The sequence below is a fragment of the Maribacter huludaoensis genome (assembly GCF_029350945.1).
GTDB classification, from domain to species: Bacteria; Bacteroidota; Bacteroidia; order Flavobacteriales; family Flavobacteriaceae; genus Maribacter; species Maribacter huludaoensis.
Genome location: NZ_JARKMS010000001.1, coordinates 783,512 through 804,595 on the forward strand (window position 1 = coordinate 783,512; position 21,084 = coordinate 804,595).

The 21,084-nt window shown below is 36.4% G+C and carries 10 protein-coding genes; 3 read left to right on the forward strand and 7 right to left on the reverse strand.

Annotated elements, in window-relative coordinates; genetic code table 11:
• Positions 1-31: 31 nt before the first annotated feature.
• Positions 32-2,404, forward strand: a complete 2,373-nt coding sequence (locus PXC01_RS03460; RefSeq protein ID WP_276470977.1) for a GAF domain-containing protein — start codon at positions 32-34, stop codon at positions 2,402-2,404.
• Here the strand turns inward: PXC01_RS03460 and PXC01_RS03465 are convergent.
• Positions 2,393-3,610, reverse strand: a complete 1,218-nt coding sequence (locus PXC01_RS03465; protein ID WP_276470978.1) for a Pycsar system effector family protein — start codon at positions 3,608-3,610, stop codon at positions 2,393-2,395. The two genes, PXC01_RS03460 and PXC01_RS03465, sit on opposite strands and share 12 nt — an antisense overlap.
• A 57-nt stretch (positions 3,611-3,667) precedes the next feature.
• Between PXC01_RS03465 and PXC01_RS03470 the strand changes: the two genes are divergently transcribed.
• Positions 3,668-7,390 (forward strand): metallophosphoesterase, encoded by a 3,723-nt coding sequence (locus tag PXC01_RS03470; protein WP_276470979.1) that lies wholly within the window; start codon positions 3,668-3,670, stop codon positions 7,388-7,390.
• 9 nt (positions 7,391-7,399) lie between these two features.
• Here the strand turns inward: PXC01_RS03470 and PXC01_RS03475 are convergent, their stop codons facing one another.
• From PXC01_RS03475 to PXC01_RS03495, 5 genes are read right to left on the reverse strand one after another with little or no spacing between them, the layout of a single operon-like run.
• Complete coding sequence (locus PXC01_RS03475; protein ID WP_276470980.1) at positions 7,400-8,257, reverse strand: NHL repeat-containing protein; 858 nt, start codon at positions 8,255-8,257, stop codon at positions 7,400-7,402.
• Entirely contained in the window at positions 8,250-9,149 is a 900-nt protein-coding gene (locus tag PXC01_RS03480; protein ID WP_276470981.1) for a GyrI-like domain-containing protein, read from the reverse strand. The genes PXC01_RS03475 and PXC01_RS03480 overlap by 8 nt, the downstream gene beginning before the upstream one ends.
• A 22-nt stretch (positions 9,150-9,171) precedes the next feature.
• Entirely contained in the window at positions 9,172-10,503 is a 1,332-nt protein-coding gene (locus tag PXC01_RS03485; RefSeq protein ID WP_276470982.1) for a vanadium-dependent haloperoxidase, read from the reverse strand.
• 4 nt (positions 10,504-10,507) lie between these two features.
• A complete protein-coding gene (locus tag PXC01_RS03490) occupies positions 10,508-13,759 on the reverse strand; it encodes a VCBS repeat-containing protein (protein WP_276470983.1) in 3,252 nt (1,083 codons plus the stop codon).
• Positions 13,749-17,105, reverse strand: a complete 3,357-nt coding sequence (locus tag PXC01_RS03495) for a VCBS repeat-containing protein (RefSeq protein ID WP_276470984.1) — start codon at positions 17,103-17,105, stop codon at positions 13,749-13,751. Before PXC01_RS03495 ends, PXC01_RS03490 begins: the two co-directional genes overlap by 11 nt.
• Before the next feature lie 276 nt (positions 17,106-17,381).
• On the opposite strand from PXC01_RS03495, the gene PXC01_RS03500 reads away from it, so the two are divergent.
• Positions 17,382-18,968, forward strand: coding sequence for a solute:sodium symporter family transporter (locus PXC01_RS03500; protein WP_276470985.1), 1,587 nt, complete (start codon positions 17,382-17,384; stop codon positions 18,966-18,968).
• Between the two features lie 500 nt (positions 18,969-19,468).
• Here the strand turns inward: PXC01_RS03500 and PXC01_RS03505 are convergent, their stop codons facing one another.
• Positions 19,469-21,079 (reverse strand): RagB/SusD family nutrient uptake outer membrane protein, encoded by a 1,611-nt coding sequence (locus PXC01_RS03505; protein ID WP_276470986.1) that lies wholly within the window; start codon positions 21,077-21,079, stop codon positions 19,469-19,471.
• Positions 21,080-21,084 lie beyond the last annotated feature (5 nt).

Consider the following 21,084-nt stretch of genomic DNA (forward strand, 5'->3'; position numbering starts at 1 on the left):
CTTTACGTCAAATTAGTAGACTAACTAAACCATGGGAAAGCACGAGAGAAAGATTATGCCGGTGAAGCACCTCATAAGTTTTGAAAAACTTCTACAGAAGTATGATGAACATTTGAAGGGTGACGATCCTTTTTTGGCGGCCACCGCTGAACGTATTTTGTCTACTGAAAAGGGTTTTCCTGAACTACGCAATGGTTTTTCGGACTTTACTTTATTAGAGAAAAATAAAGATATAATAAATCGTATTCTACAAGATACATTTACAGAGGCATTAAGTGGTAACGAGATAAAAGTGGCAACCTTACCTTATCAGGACACCATTATAAAGTCGTCTAAACGATTTCAAAAAATAATTGAAGAGGCAGGCGATGGTTACGAACCGGAACTAAGGAACGTTGGCGATGATATGGATTATATCATGAGCTGTGTTGTGGTTTTGAACTTCTACTATGGTTACCATTTAGATTTTAGTCGCCCTTATTTTTATGATATTCCAGATGCCAATGGTGTAATGCGCCATTACCGCATTTTGTACAATGCGGATTTTATCGATATTATCCCTACCAATAAATCAAAAGAGATTACACAAGAAGATGTAGATGAGCTTTTGGCAAATCCGTACGATATTAAGCTTTGGATGGATAAGATTCCGCCTGAAAGTTTTATATCTAAAGGATTTGTAATCGCCAACTTGTTCGATGTTACCATGGAGCAGGCGATTTCAAATATTAAAACAAAATTAATTTCAAAGGATACCATACAGCCCACGAACTTCATGCATGATCTGCAAGAAACATTCAAATCATTTTTTAGATTGCCAAATATTAAAGTTGGTTTTGCCTCATTTGATGCTAAGAAAAATGAATTTGAAGAGGTTGCGGGTATGGGTTTTGATAGTTTTCTTTTGGGGGGAAAACATCACATGAACTGTAAAAGTGCACTATGTGAAGATTCTTATGATAAACTGATAGATCACAATTCATACTTTACCATAACCGATATGGACCGTAAGGTAGAGCAAACGGGTAATATGAACCCTTACAAGGGACTTCAGGAACAGGGTATACAAAGTGCCATCTTTGCTCCTATTGCCTATGAGAACGATCTTTTGGGAGTGTTGGAAATTGTATCTGAAAAGAAGGGTGTTCTTAACGGTGTAAACGCACAGAAATTAGATGATGTTTTGCCGTTTATCGTATCTGCCGTTGTACGTGCCAATGTTGAAGAGACCAATAGAATAGATGCTATCATTCAGAACGAGTGTACTTCTGTTCATTCATCGGTTTATTGGAAATTTCAAGAAGAAGCTAAAAAGTTTATGATTGATGAGGCCGAGGGGAAATCGCCATCGTTTAAAGAAATTGTTTTTAAGGATGTATATCCTCTATTTGGTCAAATTGATATAAAGGATTCTTCTCAAGCAAGAAATTTAGCCATTCAGCGCGATTTAATGATTCAGCTTTCTGAGATTGACAATGTGCTTAACATAGCCCAAAAGAAGTGGAATTTGCCAATTTATGAAGAGCTGATCTTTAGGGTGAACAATCATTTAGAGAGTATAAAGGAAATGCTTTATACGAATAGTGAACAAGCTATATTTGATTTTGTACATGAAGAGATATCACCTGTTTTTGAGCATCTTAAAAAGTCTGATAAGGAAATAGAGAAGCATATATTAAAATATGAATCTAAGATAGATATGGGTACGGGCTCTTATTACGATCATAGAAAGAACTATGACGAGAGCGTAACATTGATCAATAAAAAACTTTCTTCTGTTATTGATAAAAGACAGGAAGGTGCACAGGCTATGTTTCCTCATTATTATGAGCGTTACAAGACCGATGGTGTAGAGCATAACATGTACATTGGCGCTTCAATTTCAGAAAACAGGGAATACAATTCGTTATATCTTAATAATTTAAGGCTGTGGCAATTGCAGGTCATGTGCGAAATGGAAAATGCACATTACTCGTTAAAACCAAAGTTACCGGTACCGTTAGATGCTGCGTCATTGATATTGGTATATAATACGTCGTTATCCATCCGTTTTAGAATGGATGAAAAACAATTTGATGTTGATGGTACCTATAACGCCCGCTATGAGGTCATTAAAAAAAGAATTGATAAGTCTTACATTAAGGGCACCGATCAAAGGCTGACCGAAAAAGGAGTGCTTTCTATTGTATATTCTCAAAAGAAAGATGAATTGGAATATTTGAGATATATTAAATTTTTGAAGTCCAAAGGTTGCTTTACCAACAAAATAGAAATTGTAGAGTTAGAGGGATTACAAGGTGTTTCTGGCTTAAAGGCTATACGTGCAGAGATTCTTTATAAAAGAGAACAAGAGCCCGAAAAGACTTATACCTACCAAGATCTTATGGATGCCCTAAAAGAATAGTGCCTGGCTCAATAAATCTATTTTACGATCGGGACCAAAGAATTTGAAGGAAACTGCAAATGCTATTACAGATAGGATCATGCCTATCATAAAAATAGTATAGGTCCACCGTAAAAGAGAGTATTTTCTATTAAGTACAATACCAAGAAAATAAAGATCCTTGGTCAGGGAACTGTATATATAATCTTTGTCTTTAAGCATTTCTTGAATAGCCCATTCATATTCGCTCAATGCCATTTTATGAAAGTTGCCGAAAAACAATAGATTTACATTTTTGTTGGCTACATCTTCTTTGGTGAACTCGCCACTGGTAACATTTGGTCTGGTCGCTAAGACCGCTAAAACCATAGAAACCACACTAAAAAATACGAATATCACCGTAGGATAAATAAGGTAGTCGTTAGATGGGTTGTCTAATTTTGGTATCAGGTTAGATAACGCTAATGATATAATAATGGCATTTACGGAAAGTAGAATATTCGCTTTTGTGTCTGCAATATCGCTAAGCGTAATATGGTTTTTTAGGGTAACACGGTATAAGGTCTGAATACCACGATCCGGACTTTCACTTTTAAACTGCGCTTTTAACTTTTCTTTTTTAGCAAGTTTCTTTTCAGACTTCTTATCTTTTATAAGCTTTCTTAGATTTTTGTCTTTTTTAGGTAACCAATTCTCTTTGGCGTAAGCCGTATAGTATTGGTGGTCCGTTCTAAAGACTTGAATGTTGAGTTCTAGCCATTCTTTTTGGTTGTAGTTTTTTAAACCAAGTAATTTCAATTCTTCGCGTAACAGATCAGAAGTTTCAAGATAACTGCTTTGTGCAAAGTGAGAAGAATCTGCATCACGGATAATTTCGTCCATTAAATTAGCAGGTTGTGCATTCCACTTTGTGGCAAGTATACATGATTTTACCTTTTCTATGCCTTCTTTGTCATATCCTTCTTTAGATAAAAAATCTTCTGCAATTTCGCAGCTACTCTCCTCATGATTTGAGGTTCCTTTAGTGTAACCCGTATCATGTAACCAAGCTACTAGAATAAGAAGTTCTTGATCTTGATCGGATAGAGAACATGATTCCAGTAATTGTTTAGTACTTTTAACGACTCTTTGTGTATGTCTTAGATTATGGTATAAAAACTTCTTATCCAGTTCATTGGTAAGTAAGTCAGTTACAAATTGTTGTGTTTTATCTAAGATTTCTGACATAAGGGAAATTGGTTTGAAATATCCAAATTACAAAATTTTAAAGAGGGCAACGTTACTATGAAAAAATTATATGCATATCTATCGGTTTTTATGTTCATTACTAGCTGTGCTACATATAACACTAAATATGTAGACGATAAATTTGCTATAGATGTAGATGTTGAAAAAAAAGTATCGCACACCTTTTATTTGATCGGAGATGCTGGTTTATCTCCTATGGGAGGTATGAATCCTGCATTAAAGATATTTAAGGGCAGATTGGACAAAGCCGATAAAAATAGCACGGCCATATTTCTAGGCGATAATATTTATCCTGCCGGGTTGCCGGACCCTAAAGACTCTACCGTAGCATATAGAACCGCAAAAAATCATTTAGATGCCCAACTTAATGCATTGACCAATTTTAAGGGAAGGCCACTTTTTATTCCTGGTAATCATGATTGGTATACGGAAGGTTTGGTAGGTCTTGAAAGAGAGGAAAACTATATTAAAAAAGCACTTAAAGAAAAAGAAAAGGATCCCTTTTTACCAGAAAACGGATGTCCTATAGATGTTGTGGAAATAGGTGATGATGTTGCTATAATTACCATAGATACAGAATGGTATTTGACCAATTGGGACAAACGCCCGGATATTAATGATAAATGTGAGATCAAGAGTAGGGACAAGTTTTTTCTGGAATTGGAAGATGCCATAAAAGATTATAGAGATCGCACCACGGTAATAGCCATGCACCACCCATCTAACAGTTATGGAGAGCATGGAGGGCAGTACTCGCTAAGAAAACAATTCTACCCAAAAAAAATGGCAGTGCCGGTTCCTGTTCTAGGTACTTTTATCAATGTATTAAGAACTACATCTGGTGCATCTGTAGAAGATGTGAACAACAAGCGTTATAGAGAATTGATGAATAGGGTAACTACCTTGGCACAGTATTCTGACCGTGTAATATTTGCATCTGGTCATGAACATACATTGCAGTATTTTGTTGAAAACAATACACCTCAAATTGTAAGTGGATCCGGAGCAAAAAAAGGCTTTACACGTTTATTGAACGGCTCTCAGTTTAATACGGGTAAAATGGGCTATGCTACCTTGGAAGTGTATAAAGATGGTTCCTCTAGAGTGCGCTTTTATGGAGTAAACGAAAATGATGAAGAAGAGTTTTTATTTACTAATGAAGTTCTGCCCCCTGTTAAGAATGAATATGTAGGTGAATTTTCTGAACAGTTTCCGGATAGCGTAAAGGCATCTGTATATACAAAAGAAGAAATTGATAAAAGCGGATTTTATAAAGGCGTATGGGGTGATCGTTACCGTAAGTACTACGGTACGGAGGTAAAAGTGCCGACCGTAAATTTAGATTCGCTTATGGGAGGCTTGGAGCCTGTTAAGAAAGGAGGCGGACATCAATCTAAATCTTTGCGTTTGCGTGCAAAAGATGGTAGAGAGTATGTGATGAGAGCTTTAAGAAAGAGTGCAGAATTATATCTACAATCTATGGCATTTCAAGACCAATATGTGCTAGATGATCTAAAAGAAACCTATACCCAAGAAATATTACAGGATTTTTACACGGGATCACACCCTTATGGACCGTTTACCACTGCAAAATTATCTGATGCCGTAGGTATTTACCATACCAATCCGGTTTTATATTATGTGCCCAAACAACCGGCGTTGAAAAACTATAATGAATCTTTTGGTGATGAATTATATATGATCGAAGAGCATACCGGGGATGGCCATGGAGATTTGGCAAGTTTTGGATATTCTAATGATTTAAAAAGTACTGACAGTATGCTTGAAGATCTTCGTGATGATGAAGAATATGAAGTTGATAAAGACTTGTACCTAAGAGCGCGTCTTTTTGATATGGTTCTAGGTGATTGGGATCGTCATGTAGACCAGTGGCGTTGGGCAGAATTCAAGGACAAAGAAAAGGGTAAAACCATTTATAGACCAGTGCCAAGAGATCGTGATCAGGTATTCTCAAAAATGGGTGATGGTGCTTTAATGAAAATTGCTACGCGTATAATACCTGGGTTACGGTTAATGGAGGGTTTTAATGAAGATATTAGAAGTGTTAAAGGTTTCAATTCATCGCCAATGACCTATGTTTTAGATTTGACCTTATTGGGAGAAACGGAAAAAAGCCAATGGTTAGAGCAGGCAAAGTACTTACAGGAACATCTAAAGCCAAGTGATATAGATGAGGCATTTTTGTCTTTTCCTGAAGAAGTACGTGATGAAACGGTAGATGAGATTAAAAAGATTCTATTGGCTAGATTAGGCCATATTCAAGAAACTGCAAACGAATATTATCGGATATTGAACAAATATGCTGTAGTAGCAGGGACAGATAAAGATGATTGGTTCGAGATTAATAGGCTGAGCGATGAAGAGACCGAGGTAAAGGTTTTTAGAAATATTGGTGATAAGAAAAAACGACTTTTTTATGATAAGGTTTTTACAAAAGAAGATACAAAAGAGCTATGGGTTTTTGGATTGGATGATGATGATATCTTTGAAGTTAAAAATTCAGATAATTATTCTGGTGTAAAGGTTCGTATTATCGGTGGTCACAATAATGACATTTACAGGGTAGAAGATGGTAAAAATGTGGCTTTGTATGATTTTAAGAGCAAAAAGAACACTTTTGAGGAAACAGGTGGTGCAAAAGTAAAATTGTCAGATGATTATGAGTTAAACACCTACCAGCCGTTAAAATTAAGAAGTAGCTTTAACCAAATTATCCCTACCATAGGCTTTAATCCAGATGATGGTCTGCGAATAGGTTTTGTAAATACCTATACTTATAATGGTTTTAGGCAAAATCCCTTTACGCAACAGCACACCTTTGGAGCGTCATATTATTTTGCCACAAGCGGATTTGATTTTAAGTATCAAGGAGAATTTGCACATGTGTTTGAAAATTGGAATGCAGAATTAAAAGCAAGGTTTACAAGCCCTAATTTTGCAATTAATTTCTTCGGGTTTGGTAACAATACCGAAAATTTTGATGATGACCTAGGTTTGGATTTCAATAGGGTGAAGCTAAGACAGATTGATTTTTCCCCATCATTGGTATGGAGGGGGCAATTAGGTGCCAAGGTCAAATTAGGATTGTCCTACGAAAATATTAGTGTTGAAGAAACTGACGATAGATTCATTAATACATTTTACCAACAGAACGGAGAAGAGACCAATAGTGATTTTGTTGGGGCTCATGCAGCTTATACTTATGAAAATAGGGACAATGAAGCATTTCCTACATTGGGTATGGAAACCTCTCTAGAGGCTGGGTTTAAAGAAAATCTTTCTAAAGAGGGCGGAAGCTTTGGTTACATTGTACCAAGCTTAAGTTTTGATTATAAGTTGATAACCAGTGGTAGATTGGTATTGGCGACCAAATGGAAGGCGCATTTTAATATAGGTAACGAATATGAATTTTACCAAGCCGCAAGCATTGGTGGCCTAGATGGTCTACGTGGATTTAGAAATCAACGTTTTACGGGTAAAACATCATACTACCAAAATACGGATATAAGGTTTAGCCTAAAAAAGAAACGCACCAGACTATTACCAACGGCAATGGGTCTTTTTGGTGGGTTTGATTATGGTAGGGTATGGATGCCAGAAATGAGTTCTGGTCGCTGGCATACTTCTTACGGTGGCGGGTTCTTTTTAAATGCTTCTGATATTATTTCAGTAAATACTGCCATCTTTGTTAGTGAAGACGGACCAAGATTTACTTTTGGACTAGGTTTTGGCTTTTAGAATAATCGTTTATTTTAAAGAATAGGTATATAGATTTCCACCTTCGCCATGTGCTTTTTCATCAGAAATAAGTAAGGTGTCATCATTAAGAAAACAAACTGATTCTAATTGGGAGCGGGCGCCAAGGTCAATTTCTTGCATATTTCCTTTTGTGAAATCATCCCATGTGAAATCTGTAAATATGAATAGTTTTCCATAACTGAGCGCAATGATTTTATCTCCTTTTGGGGAGATGTCAATTGAAGTTATTTGACAAATTTTCCAATCTGTGCAAGGAGTAAATGAACCAATAAAAGAAGCTTCGTAGTTTCCTTTGGTATCTGGAACAGAGTAAACGCGTGCTTCTCCAGTAAATGATTTTGACCTGTTCTTGGTTACAATGTAGATTTTATTCCCATGATGGAATATTGCTTCGGAATCATAAAAAAAAGCATCTTTCTTTGGTGGAAATTCCTTTTGATCAGGGTAACGTAGCTCAATTTTTTCTGCCTCTATTTTGTCTCCAGGTTCAATGGTTGGGTTGGGTAACTTTAGAATAGTTAAATTTTTGCGGTCATTGGCATTATTGCCTATATCTGCAATGTAAAGATTTCCAGCTGCATCTTTTGTAAGGTCTTCCCAGTCATGGTTTTTCCCATTTTTAACCTCTAAACTTTTAAGAATTTCTCCTTTAAAATTAATTTGATAGATATCATCTTTGTTACCGCCATCTTCTACTACCCATATGGTGGAATCTTTATAAGTAGCCAAACCTGAATTTTCTGATAGACTACCTGGTAAATCGGCAATCACTTTTAGTTGTCCATAATTGGAACAAGAAGTAAATGTTGCTAGTATTAATAGGGATAAACATATTATTTTACTCATCTTGATCTGTTAATGGCATAAATATTTCGGCTTTCCAACGTAAGGCATCTCCGCCCATATTAGGGTTGTTAAAAAAGAATTCAATCGGTTTTTTCTCTATAGCAATATTCTTTTCTTCCGCATAATCTACTAATGTATACCAAGCCCTGTCAGAAGTCATGTAATTACCATTGTAAATTGCCTTTAATGATTTCATACCTATGAATTCTTTGTAAACAAGGTCTTTGATAAATGGTAACGAATCTGTTTTAATGATTGGATAGCAGAAGTTAAAACTAATACTATCATTTTGCATATTCCAATCCGTAGTCTCTATAAAAGGAACGCCATTTACCTGAATTCCGTTACTGGCAATAACAGAATTAATATATGGATAGCTCTCCATCATTCCAAAAGCTTTATTGCTTTGCGTAGTTTTATGCTCAACACAGGCGCAATACGTAGAGGGTAAATGGTCCTCACCTAGGAAAGTAACTTTGAATTCTTTTCTGTGGGCATTTAAATTCTCTATAAAATCCGTGACCGTTTTTCGAGCTTCCTTCTCAAAATTGGTATCGGTAAATGGAATAAAAAGCTTGTTCGTTAAGCTATGATCCTTGTCCTTGACATTGATAATTAATTGAGAGGTTGAATCATTGATTGGGGTAATATTCCAATTATAGACATGTGTAGAATCACCGGTAACAATCATTTGTTCTAGATGCGTTAAATCATCTTTTTGACGTATAGAGGCTTCTTGAAGCGTTTTACTCCATGATTTCAATGCTTGATTAACTGTTCCTGTGTTAGACTTGGCAATAACTCTTATTTGGTAATCCTGTGGTTTTATGAAAAAATACCAGAGTAATGCAATAAATATGACCGCTATTATAATGGTAATGCCTTTTTTCATTATTGTTTATTATGTGTAAAATTTAATTGTTCTTCATCTTAATTTTAGAATTCAATAGCGCACCAATTTTTCTGCCTTGGCCAACACCTACTTCAACGGCGGCGCGGTAATGAATACCTCCGTACATTCTGCTAATTGCAGCTTCATCCGCAGCTTCATTAAAAGAATTGAATTTTCTAATAGGTAGACCATATGGGGTTTCGGTATCGTCTTCAAAACTGAAATTTTCCCCAAAAATATTGGTAAGGGCAGTAGCGGCAGCACCTGAAACTACACTATGTCCGCTGGTATATTCTGGGAAAGGAGGAGTCTGTAAAATAGGTTTCCAGTTCTCGTCAATATGTTGATTGATCAATGTTTCTGGCCTAATTAAGTTACTGCGATATTTTTCGTCCCAGCAGCTAATGAATCCGTCGGCAATTGCCATAGAGGTCTTTGTGTATGCGAATACTGTATCGTCGAAATCATTATTCACTTTTTTACTTGCAATTTTTGTTATTCCGATCCAATGCGCACCAGGAGTAATTTTTTTGGTAGCGAACATTAGGTGTCCTCTAGTTACGGAGACATAAGGGTTACAGTCCCAAAATTTAGCAATGGCGACTTCGTCAGATTCATCACCGCTTTTAGTAATGTCGTTACTTATATTGTATACTTCTATGAGTTCTTTGTAGAAATCAGAATCTTTTTCTAAGGAAAATGGTGGTGGCGGAATTGGTTTAAATTGTGATGCCGAGTCTATAACAAATGGTCTAATTTTACTCCAATGGGGTTCTATACCGTCCATATATGCAGGTGGTGTAGGTTGCCATCTTGCGGGGTCATCTGTATTGACCGTAAACTTGGGCATGGTTCTGGTTTGGCTGTAATTGTCCTTGTTCATCCAATCCTTAATGTGTTCCGCCACTTTTATGCCATAGTTTTTTGAAGCCTCAAACTCAGGTTCGTTCATAGTTTTCCATTGGGTGAATAAACTATCCTGTAGAACATCGAATTTATCTTCGGAGAAAATTAGCTGTCTGCTAATGTTCATGTGTGCTATCAATGCAGATAATTGTGGGTTGATATTAGAAACCGTATCTATGGCCGGTATTGGCGTAAGACCTTTTAATTGACCTGACAGACTTGTGTATTTAGGATTTACCTGAGCTACAATTTCATAAGCCGCAATATTAGGATAAGCGAAAATTCTACTGGCTACGGGCGGTGAGAAAATATCATGTATCATGATATCTATGACATGGTCTATAGAGTTATGTAACTGATCGGGGGTTACTACAATAGGTTCTTTTTTCTTTTCCGTACAATTTGCAAGTAATACACCTGCAATTATGATTAATAAAAACTTCTTCATTATACTATGGTTTGAGGATGCTATAGATTTCTGCAGCTTCATTATTGAAAGTGAGCAAGATGTATTTGTTTTTGCGCACGTTTAAGATATTCATGCTACGGATTGATTTGCCTGTTAAGTCTAGTCCTATTTTGTTCGCTAAGGTAATATTGTTGCCGGTACTAATCAATGCCCCAGGGAATGAATCAAAACGACCGTGATATGGCTTTACGCCAAAGTAATTTCCTGCAGCTAAAACTTCAGTCCTTTGATCTCCGTTAAAGTCAAATTCCAAGAAGGCCATAATAGGCGCTAACTGTAATTCATAGCTAAATGGTACAAAAGTAAACTTGCCATCGTTGTTTTGTAAATAACCGGAATTTAAGGTGTGAACTTCAAGAACTTCCGCATTTGGTAGCATGTTTTCGCCTAAAATAGCTTCTATTGGTTTACCTGCAAAAGATTTATAGGTGTTGAATTTTTTGCGAAGAGATACCAATTGACTAGATAGTTCCTTTAGCCCATCTATGGGGTAATCATTGCCATTTTTATAAGTGCTGACAATAGTTTCTGTAGCTCCGTTTTTGTCAAGGTCTCCATAGAACATTTTCATGGGGTGATCCTGCGTAGCGGTAAATTTGGTATTTAGCCCCCAGTTACCTAAAAGGTAGTCTTGGTCACCATCACCATCAATATCAAAACTGGTAATTGCTTGCCATAAACCGTTCGTATTTTTATTTTCTAAAGGATGTATTTCTTCAAATGTTCCTTTAATATTTTGAAAGAATCTTGGTGACATCCATTCACCAACAAATAGAATATCTTCCCATCCGTCATTATTAAAATCGGTAACGATGGCGTCGGTTACCATTCCTAAGTTTTTAAAGGTGTTTGATGCTACTTTAAAATTACCTTTTTCATTGTTCAAAAGATAGGTGTTGGGTTTGTTACCGTAATCTGCACTAACGGATTGGTTGCAAATTATAATATCCAAATCATCATCATGGTCGTAATCCAGTTTTAAAATAACCGATGCATTCTCGAATAGCTCGGGAAATTCTTTTGGAACAAAAGCACTATCGTTTGAAACATAATAAGAATCGGTAAGCGGCTTCATTTCATTAAAAAAATCTGCGCCACCAGAGCCTACTATAAGATCGTTTGTACCATCAGAATTAAAGTCACCAATAATAGAGGCAATGTCTTCCTTAATACTATCTCTTTTAATTTCTAAATATTCTTTTGATTGAAAAGTGGAGTCGCCCTGAAAGAAAATTTGCGAAGGAATATACTTTGCACCGCCAAAGAAAATGTCTTCTTTCCCATCTCCGTTCAGGTCACCGATACTTACTGCAGGACCTCTATCTGACATTTGATAGGGTATCAATTTTTGTCGTAAGTAATCACTATAGGCATCTTCTTTGTGAACATAATTAACGCCTAAATTGTTCAATGTTTTTCTGAACAGAATATTTTCGTTCTTTTTAAGCGAACTATAATTAAAAGTTTCTGTGTTTTCAGGACTTAAATAAAGCGTTTGGTTTGTTGCAATATTTTTGATTACCTGTATGCTTTTATCTGGCCATATTATTTTAAGGGAATCAATATTTTTAAGTCCACCATAACCAAAGTGTATTACGGGTTCAGAAGATGCCTGAAATCCGCGAACGGTATACATTTCTTTAAACTGTTGAATTCCGTTGGCGTATGAGAAAACTTTAGTACCAATACCAAATTTGTTTTTACTATGATAATCCAATTTAATTTTAAGCCAATTGGCTTTATTGTTCGTGGTATTTTCCTGTATATCTGCAGGGCTATAAAGGTTGTTGGTCACTAAATCTAAATCACCATCATTATCCAAATCGCTATAAGCTGTTGCCCCGGAAATAATGGTGTCTTGTGCAATCCATGATTTAGATTCATCAATAAACTGAAGGTCTTTAGCCCCTTTAAAAATCATATTGCCAATAAAACCCGATGGCATCATTTTTAGTGCTTTTTGATCTACTAAGTTGGTATTGTTGATTTTTGACCGAATATTTTCGTTGGATATATAATTGATGTAATCAAGATCATTAGGACGCTTAGGTATACCGTTGCTAATGTATAGGTCTTGCTCTCCATCTTGGTCAAAGTCACTAAAGAGGGCGCTCCAACTCCAATCTGTAGCCGCTACACCGCTTTGTAGGGCAGTTTCTATGAACTTACCGTTTGGTTGGTTCACAAATAGCATATTTCTAGTGTACTGATTGTGGTAGCCGAACGTCTCGGTCTTCATTTTTTGAATTTGTATGTCGTCATCACCTTCAGAAGATTTTAAGACAATTTCATCTCTGCTCAACATATCCAAAGAAATTAGATCGGGCAGGCCATCATGGTTTATGTCCGCAACATCGCTACCCATAGAAAAACGGCTAGTGTGTCCAAAAGCATCTTTTAGACTCTCTTTAAAAGTACCGTCTCCATTATTTAAGTAGTAATAATCATCTTCATGAAAATCATTGCCAATATAAATGTCCGGGTAGCCATCCTGATTAAAATCGGAAACGGCTATTCCTAGTCCGTATCCGTTTACACCACCATAAATACCGGCTTCTTCGCTTACATCTACAAATTTACCATTGTCATTACGTAGCAGTTTGTCGCCAGTTTCATAAACACGCTTATGTCTAATTTGAGCGTTGCCATAAGAATCTTGCGTGTGTATGGCATGATTAAGAAGGTACATGTCTAGATCTCCATCCAAATCATAGTCTAAAAATGCGGCTGACGAGCTGTAAGATTCAAAATCTAAACCATAATCTGAGGCACTCTCTTTAAAAGTTGCATCGCCTTGGTTTATAAAAAGCTCATTGTACCCATTAAATCCGTTTAGCCCAACAACGGCACACACGTAAATATCCAGAAGTCCGTCACCATTTACATCGCCCATTATAGTACCCGTATTCCAAGAGCTACCACCAGCGACACCTGCTGTTTCCGTAATATCTTCAAATTGTAAATTGCCTTTGTTCAGGTATAATTTATTCTTTACCTGATTTCCGGAAAAGTAGATATCCGGTAAACTATCATTGTTAATGTCGCCAATGGCAACACCGCCACCATTGTAAAAATACAGGTAGTCTAAAATACTTAGGTCTTTTGTTTCGGTAAGGGTATTTTCAAAGGCGATACCCGTATCTTCGGCAGCGTGCTTTACAAATAGTTTTCCTGAATTTTGTTTACAACCAATGGCAAAAACCAATACACATATGTACAGTAAATTATTCTTCATTTAATAGATACAGTTTTGGAGTGTCATTGTTGATAGCGGCGATGATAAATTCGTTTCCTTTTTTGTCTTTAACTGTCTGTAGTTGTTTTACTTCATTTCTTATAAAGAAACCGCTATCAGTATAGTTTTGCCATTCAAAATTAAGTTTTCCATCACCCAGAAGAACGTTTCCGTAGTTGGCATCTAGTCTGGAATATTGAGGTTTGAACTCAAAGTTATTGCCCGCCATTATAAGATCAAGGTTTCCGTCTTTATTGATGTCTAAACATTGAATGCCACAGATGCAGGAAAATTGAACTTGCGGAGGCAAAATTTTAATGGTGAAATTACCATTGCCGTCGTTGATCGCAATTACGGTTTCGGCAATACTTGCTTCTTTTAAGATGGTATTGTCAATAATATTTTTAGGGAATAGCTCTTGAATGGTTTTTGTAGCATATTCAGAAGCTTTAATGTTCTTTTTCTTTAGTGCTAATATTTGAGTAGTTAATTCCTTTTTTTGATGAAGAGGATAATCGCCGCCATCATAATTTTGCGTGGTAATCTGTTCAATGGTTCCGTCATTGTCAAAATCGTTTACCCACATTTTCATGGGTTGCCCGGGTGCGGGTTTGTAATGAATATTGCTACCGGTGTTACCTAAAATTAAATCTTTATCACCATCGTTATCAAGGTCATATCCTTCCACTGCGCCCCACCAACCACTTAGGCTATCTAGAGAACTTTTAGAATCGCTAAGTCTTCTACCGGAATTTTTATAGATTTTTGGACTTCCCCAATCAGAAACGGTTACTAGGTCATCTTTACCGTCACCATCCATATCTAGCCATTTGGCATCGGTAATCATTCCTGCATCCTTAAGGTCATATGCAGAACGTTCGGTAATATCCGTGAAGGTGCCATCACCATTGTTTAAAAGAAATAAGTGGTCAGGGTTTACTCCATAAGTGCCCACTACACTTCTTGATCCTATAAAAACATCGATATCACCATCGGCATCAAAATCTGAAGGAGCAATAACGGCAACATTTTTATTAATGCTCGGTAATTTTTTTGTGTTTAGCGAGAAATTGCCTTTGCCATCATTTATGTATAAACGAATCCCGTAAGATCCTTGCATGCCCAGTTCGTTGCCCCCGGTACCTACCATAAGGTCTACATCCCCATCATTGTCAAAATCAAAAAACGAAGCTGTAGTATCTTCTAGTGCTGCTTCGGCTTCAAAATATTTTATAATAGGTTTGGAAAGTGATCCATTGCCGTTATGAAGATATAGTGCACCTGCTTGATTTTTGGCACCACCAATATAAATATCTTCATTGCCGTCTCCATTTACATCACCCACCGCTAGGCCGGGACCTTCTTCTGCCAACGATTTTGAAATTAGGCCTTCATTATCAAAATCCATATAGTTATTTTCTTTATGTGCCAAGAAAGTGTTATTGTCTATTGATTTTAAAAGGGTAGGGGCTTCTGTTTTGTTTATTTTAAAAATCGCTGTAGCATTTTCTTGTTTAAATGTAATGGTCTGATTGGCTTTTACATTGATTAATTTAGTAGTGGCATCATTAGGCCAAATAATACGAATTGAGTCTAAAGTTTTGGTGTCTCCAAGACCTATGGTCATAGGGTATTCTACTGAAGACTGAAAACCTCTGGACGGCATTACCGTTTGATCAATAATATTATTTGGGTAATATAGGCGGGCAACCGTACCAATGCCGAACCTATTACCGTCACTGCCTTTGAATTTAAGCTTAATATAATTGTTCTGTGATTGAGATTCAGAGTTGTTGCGATAAACGAAAGTCTCCATATTCACATTGTTTACAACTAAATCTAAATCGCCATCATTATCCAGGTCGCCGTAAGCAGAACCGTTAGAACGACTGGGTAATTCAAAGCCCCACTGTTTGTTGTAATTACTGAACGTAATATCACCATTGTTGCGGTATGCATAATTTGGTAACGGCGTAACAGGCATTTTGTTGATAATAGAATCAATAGATTCTTTCCTGCCCGTCAATGCCATTTTTTGAATGATTTCGTTGGCAAAAAAATCAACAAAGTCTAAATCCGTAAGGTCATGGTTAATTCCGTTTGTTATATAAATATCCTTCAGTCCGTCATTGTCCATATCGAATAAAAGTCCAGACCAACTCCAGTCGGTAGCCTCGACCCCACTGTAATAGGCAATTTCAGAAAAAGAACCATTGCCGTTGTTAAGCTGTAATGTATTCTGAATATATTGTTGATGAAAATCTTTACTCTGTTTAAGTTTAAATATGTTATAACCTTCAAATTCCATAACAGATTTTACACGCTGATCTGGTTCAGGTAGCATATCGGTTATGAAAATATCTGTAAGTCCGTCATTATTTATATCTGCCATATCAACCCCCATAGCGGATAAACTTAAGTGATTTGTCCATTTTTGAACCTCTTCTCTAAAAGTGCCGTCTTGGTTGTTGATGTATAAATAATCTCTTTCATAAAAATCGTTGGAAACGTAAATGTCAGGGTACAGGTCATTGTTGATGTCAACGACCATGACACCTAGACCAAAGCCAATAAGGCTACCGTAAATACCGGCATCTTCACTAACATCAACAAATTTGCCATTATCGTTTCTTAACAGCATATCACCAACACCTCTAAAAATCTTAGGTACGCCTTCCCAATCTTGAGCTCTAACCTCTCGCTGTTCTGCGTAGCCAAGGCTGCTAACAGGTATGTTGCTATTGTTTAGAATGTAAGCATCCAAATCTCCGTCTTTATCATAATCGAAGAAAGAGGCGTGTGTTGAAAAACCTGTTTCTGCTAGATTGAATTCATGGGCTTTTTCGGTAAAAGTACCATCACCGTTATTAATGTAAAGGTCATTGTCATGGTTGTTGCCTTCCATATTACCGGCATTGCTCACATAGATATCAAGAAATCCGTCATTATTAATATCTGCCATAACTACACCGGTAGACCATGGCTTATTTCCCGTTATTCCGGCAGATTCTGAAATATCTTCAAATTTCATTTCGCCTTTGTTAAGAAATAACTTGTTGTCTTCCATATTACCCGTTAAGAAAATATCTGATAATCCATCATTGTTGATGTCGCCAATGGCAACACCGCCACCGTTATAGAAATTACGATATTTAAAAATGTTGAATTCCTTAGAATTGGCAACCTTGTTTACGAAAGAGATACCAGTTTCTTCAGGTTCTAGTAAGGTGAATAGCGTAGGTTCCTGTTGCTGTTCCAATGTATTTGAATTTTCATTAGATCCGCAAGAAATTAAAAGAAATAAAAATAAGCCAAGGCAGCTGATCTTAAGCAAATTAAAGTTCATTGTTGCGTTTGTTTGAGAGAGCACTTCGAGTTGTTTTGTGAACTGTTAAAGTTGAGTTGCAGACCTGTAAAATTGGTCGTTCAAAAATAATTTGCAATATAGCCAAATACCTACTATTTATTAGGCTTATTTAGTAAAAGTCAACGTTAAAATTTAAAGAAATCGTTATAGGGACAGCGTAATAATATGAATAATGAGATTTAGTGGCTACTTTTTAGAAGTAATGGAAATAATCCAATATATTTAACCTTGACTAAATAACAAACAATTTGACCCATGATAGGAATTTTATCTTTTTTAGGCTTTACCATTTTAGTAGCCGTAATTGCATATTTGGCAACAAGATCAACTAATGAGCAAACCTCTGATGGATATTTTTTAGGGGGGCGTAGTCTAACGGCAGGAGTAATTGCCGGGTCTTTACTATTGACCAATCTATCTACGGAACAAATTGTTGGTTTGAACGGTAACGCCTATAGTGATGGAATTTTGGTGATGGCATGGGAAACCTTGGCGGCTATTGCTATGGTCATATGTGCTATATACTTGTTACCTAGATATTTGAAAGGTGGTATTAGCACTATACCAACGTATTTGGAGAGAAGATTTGATACCACTACCAAGGCAATGACATCTGGTTTGTTTTTAAGCGGTTATGCAATTGTTCTTTTACCGATAGTTTTATATTCTGGGTCTTTAGCAATTAGCGGAATGTTTGATTTGCCCGAAAAACTGGGTATTTCTGAATGGGGGTCTATATGGGTCTGTGTTTGGAGTATTGGAATAATTGGTAGTATTTATGCCATTTTCGGGGGCTTAAAAGCTGTTGCAGTTTCAGATACGATAAATGCAATTGGATTGTTGATAGGTGGATTGTTGATACCGATATTTGGACTATATGCAATTAGTGATGATAATAGTATATTAGGAGGTTTGTCCAAACTTACTACGGAGCATCCAGAAAAGTTTAATGCTATAGGGTCGGAATCGTCAAGTATACCATTTGCAACCATATTTACAGGTATGGTTTTGGTGCAATTGTTTTATTGGGGAACCAATCAACAAATTATTCAGAGGGCTTTAGGAGCCAAAAATCTTAAAGAAGGTCAGAAAGGAGTAATGCTTGCTGCATTTTTTAAAATATTGGGTCCTTTAATAGTTGTTTTGCCAGGTATTATTGCATTTCACATGTTCGATGGTCAATTGGACAGGGCGGATCAGGCTTATCCTAAATTAGTGGCTGCAGTGCTTCCGGTTACTTTGGTAGGTTTTTTTGCTGCCGTACTTTTTGGAGCTATTTTAAGTTCATTTAATAGTGCCTTAAACAGTTGTGTTACATTGTTTGGTCTGGATATTTATAAAGAGTATATAAACAAAGAAGCTTCAGAAACTAAAGTTGTAGCCGTAGGTAAGCGTTTTGGGGTAATGTTGGCATTGTTTTCAATGATATTGGCACCTTTTTTATATTATGCGTCAGATGGTCTTTTTGGTTACTTGCAACAAGTTAATGGTGCATATAGTATTCCTATTTTATCTGCAATCGTTATAGGTTTTTTAACTAAAAGAGTACCGGCTATTGCTGCCAAGGCAGGAATAATATTTGCCGTAGTTGTTTATGTAATCTACATTTTCATGCAAAGGGGGCTAGGTGTAGAATGGTTGCCACATATGTTACATGTACAAGCAATAACGTTTGTTTTGACCATAGGCTTAATGTTGTTGATCGGTACATTAAAACCAAGAGAAACGGATTATGTGCAAGAATATACTAATGAGGTGGATATTACTAGTTGGAAGTATGTAAAACCTGTTGGCTTGATAATTACATTAGTAGTTGTCAGTACCTATATTATATTTAGATAAGTAGTTTTCAATTAACTATATACTTTTTTACTTATAAAGTGATACTCTAGTTGATAGTAGAGTTGATAGCGCAATATTTCTTACCGCTTCTGTGGTTGGAAATATTGCGTTATTTGTTTACGATAATTGTATTTGATTAAGTTTTAGTCTAGTTTAATTGCGGTAACAGTATTGCTTCGATTGAAGACAGTTGATGAATAGAACTTAAAGGCTCTTTGATTGATGGTACTTGTAATTATATACGGGAATACTTAGGGTTTAGGTATAGGTTTGCTTAGTGATATTTATTTTAATTAGGTAATTTAAATTAGAGTCTAATCGATAATCATTATTGATTTAGTTTGACTAATAGTCTGTTAAATAGTTAAGTATATCAATATTCAGCTCATATAGTCAATTTAAGATTTCTTAATTCTGTAGTAATTCTGTTAAGTATAAGAATTAAAAAAGCCTCCAATAAATTGGAGGCCTTTACAACTTAAACTTAAAATTATATATTCTTAGTAACCTGGGTTTTGAACCAAGTTAGGATTTGCAAGTAATTGTGCTGGTGGAATAGGGAACACGTTGTAATCGTCATTGTTGATAGTTCCTTCAGCTTTAAATAACCAATCTCTACCAAATTGACCGAAACGAATTAAATCGTTACGTCTCCATGCTTCTTGGTATAATTCTCTACCTCTTTCATCTAAGATATCCTGCTCAGAAACTGTTCCTAATAACTCTTGAGTGTTACGTATAGTTCTTAGGTCATTGATCATGGCAGTTGGGTCGCCACCGCTTCTAAACATAGCCTCAGCCTTCATAAGATGAGCATCTGCATATCTAAATACAATTTGATGACTAATAGAAGCTTCACCATTTCTGGCTGCATATTTCTGAATACGGATACCGGTAGTTTCATCATTGTTGATAAAGTTAACGGCACCGGAACCGTCTTTAAAATCTCTTTTAAATGTAAGAGGAGCCCCTTGTCTGTCTTCAAGTGGAGTACCATCAAGGTCATACTGTTGATTGATTAAGAAACCATAACCGACATTTGAACCGTCAACATAACCATCTTTTTCAGAAGCGTAAGGTTGGTCTGCAAAAGCTACACCAATAGTTGGTACTCCACCTCTACGTTCTTCTTGTCCGTCCACAGGGTTTTGGTCCGCATCTAATTCATTAGATTCAGAATCTCCTTCAAATAAATCATAAAATTCGGCAAGGGTACTGAATCCGTTCCATCCACCACCTTGAATACTTGTGCTGTTATAGTGAAGTCCCATTACTACTTTATTAATAGTATTAGCTTCTAGAGACCAAATAGTCTCGGTATCGGCATCTGGCAAGAAAAGATCAAAATAACCTTCTTGTAATGCATAACCATCGGCAGTAATAGCATCCACCAAAGAAATTACTTCGGCCATATCTGCGGAATCAGGAGAACCACCAAGGTAAATATGCTTGTTCAAAAGAACTTTTGCCTTTAAATATCTTGCGGCGGCCTTACTTGCTCTTAAGTTAGCTTCGCCACTACCTGCAGGTGTAGCAGGGGTATTTGAAATTGCTGTTTCTATATCCGCAAGAATAAAATCTAAGGCTGCTTGACCTGTAAGTACTTCAGGTACAGAAGAAGATGGTAATTGGGTATCTCTATAAGGAACTTGACCAAAGTTATCCAATATAACCCACATACTGTAAGCTCTGATAAAGCTTGCATCACCTATATTTTCTGTAGAAGGGTTACTTCTTGAGTCTAAAACTTGAGAAGCTTGTAATTGGTTACTGTTCCATAACTGAAATACATTAACTATAAAGGAATGTTGACCGTTCCAATCATGAGTGTGTAGTACTCTCCATAGTCCGTTATCACCCCAGTCACCACCACGTGTCGGTATTAGGTGTTCGTCCGAAGTAACTTCTTGAAGTGCAAAATAGTTATCTTGACCAGCATACTGTCCGGCGAGTGATCCATATAGATTCGTAACCGTAGAAGATGGATCGGCTAAGCCTTGAAATCCTTCGGAAATGATCGAATCTGTTTCTTCTATTTCTAGGTCGGTACAGGAAGAAATCCCTACCAACGATAGAATAGAAAGCGTTAAGATTTTAAAATTATTTTTCATGATAT

What these genes read in the sequence shown, in the direction of transcription:
- PXC01_RS03495 (WP_276470984.1), bottom strand. Translation starts at nt 17,105, where the DNA reads ATGAACTTTAATTTGCTTAAGATCAGCTGCCTTGGCTTATTTTTATTT.
- PXC01_RS03490 (WP_276470983.1), bottom strand. Translation starts at nt 13,759, where the DNA reads ATGAAGAATAATTTACTGTACATATGTGTATTGGTTTTTGCCATTGGT.
- PXC01_RS03480 (WP_276470981.1), bottom strand. Translation starts at nt 9,149, where the DNA reads ATGAAAAAAGGCATTACCATTATAATAGCGGTCATATTTATTGCATTA.
- PXC01_RS03505 (WP_276470986.1), bottom strand. Translation starts at nt 21,079, where the DNA reads ATGAAAAATAATTTTAAAATCTTAACGCTTTCTATTCTATCGTTGGTA.
- PXC01_RS03465 (WP_276470978.1), bottom strand. Translation starts at nt 3,610, where the DNA reads ATGTCAGAAATCTTAGATAAAACACAACAATTTGTAACTGACTTACTT.
- PXC01_RS03475 (WP_276470980.1), bottom strand. Translation starts at nt 8,257, where the DNA reads ATGAGTAAAATAATATGTTTATCCCTATTAATACTAGCAACATTTACT.
- PXC01_RS03460 (WP_276470977.1), top strand. Translation starts at nt 32, where the DNA reads ATGGGAAAGCACGAGAGAAAGATTATGCCGGTGAAGCACCTCATAAGT.
- PXC01_RS03500 (WP_276470985.1), top strand. Translation starts at nt 17,382, where the DNA reads ATGATAGGAATTTTATCTTTTTTAGGCTTTACCATTTTAGTAGCCGTA.
- PXC01_RS03470 (WP_276470979.1), top strand. Translation starts at nt 3,668, where the DNA reads ATGAAAAAATTATATGCATATCTATCGGTTTTTATGTTCATTACTAGC.
- PXC01_RS03485 (WP_276470982.1), bottom strand. Translation starts at nt 10,503, where the DNA reads ATGAAGAAGTTTTTATTAATCATAATTGCAGGTGTATTACTTGCAAAT.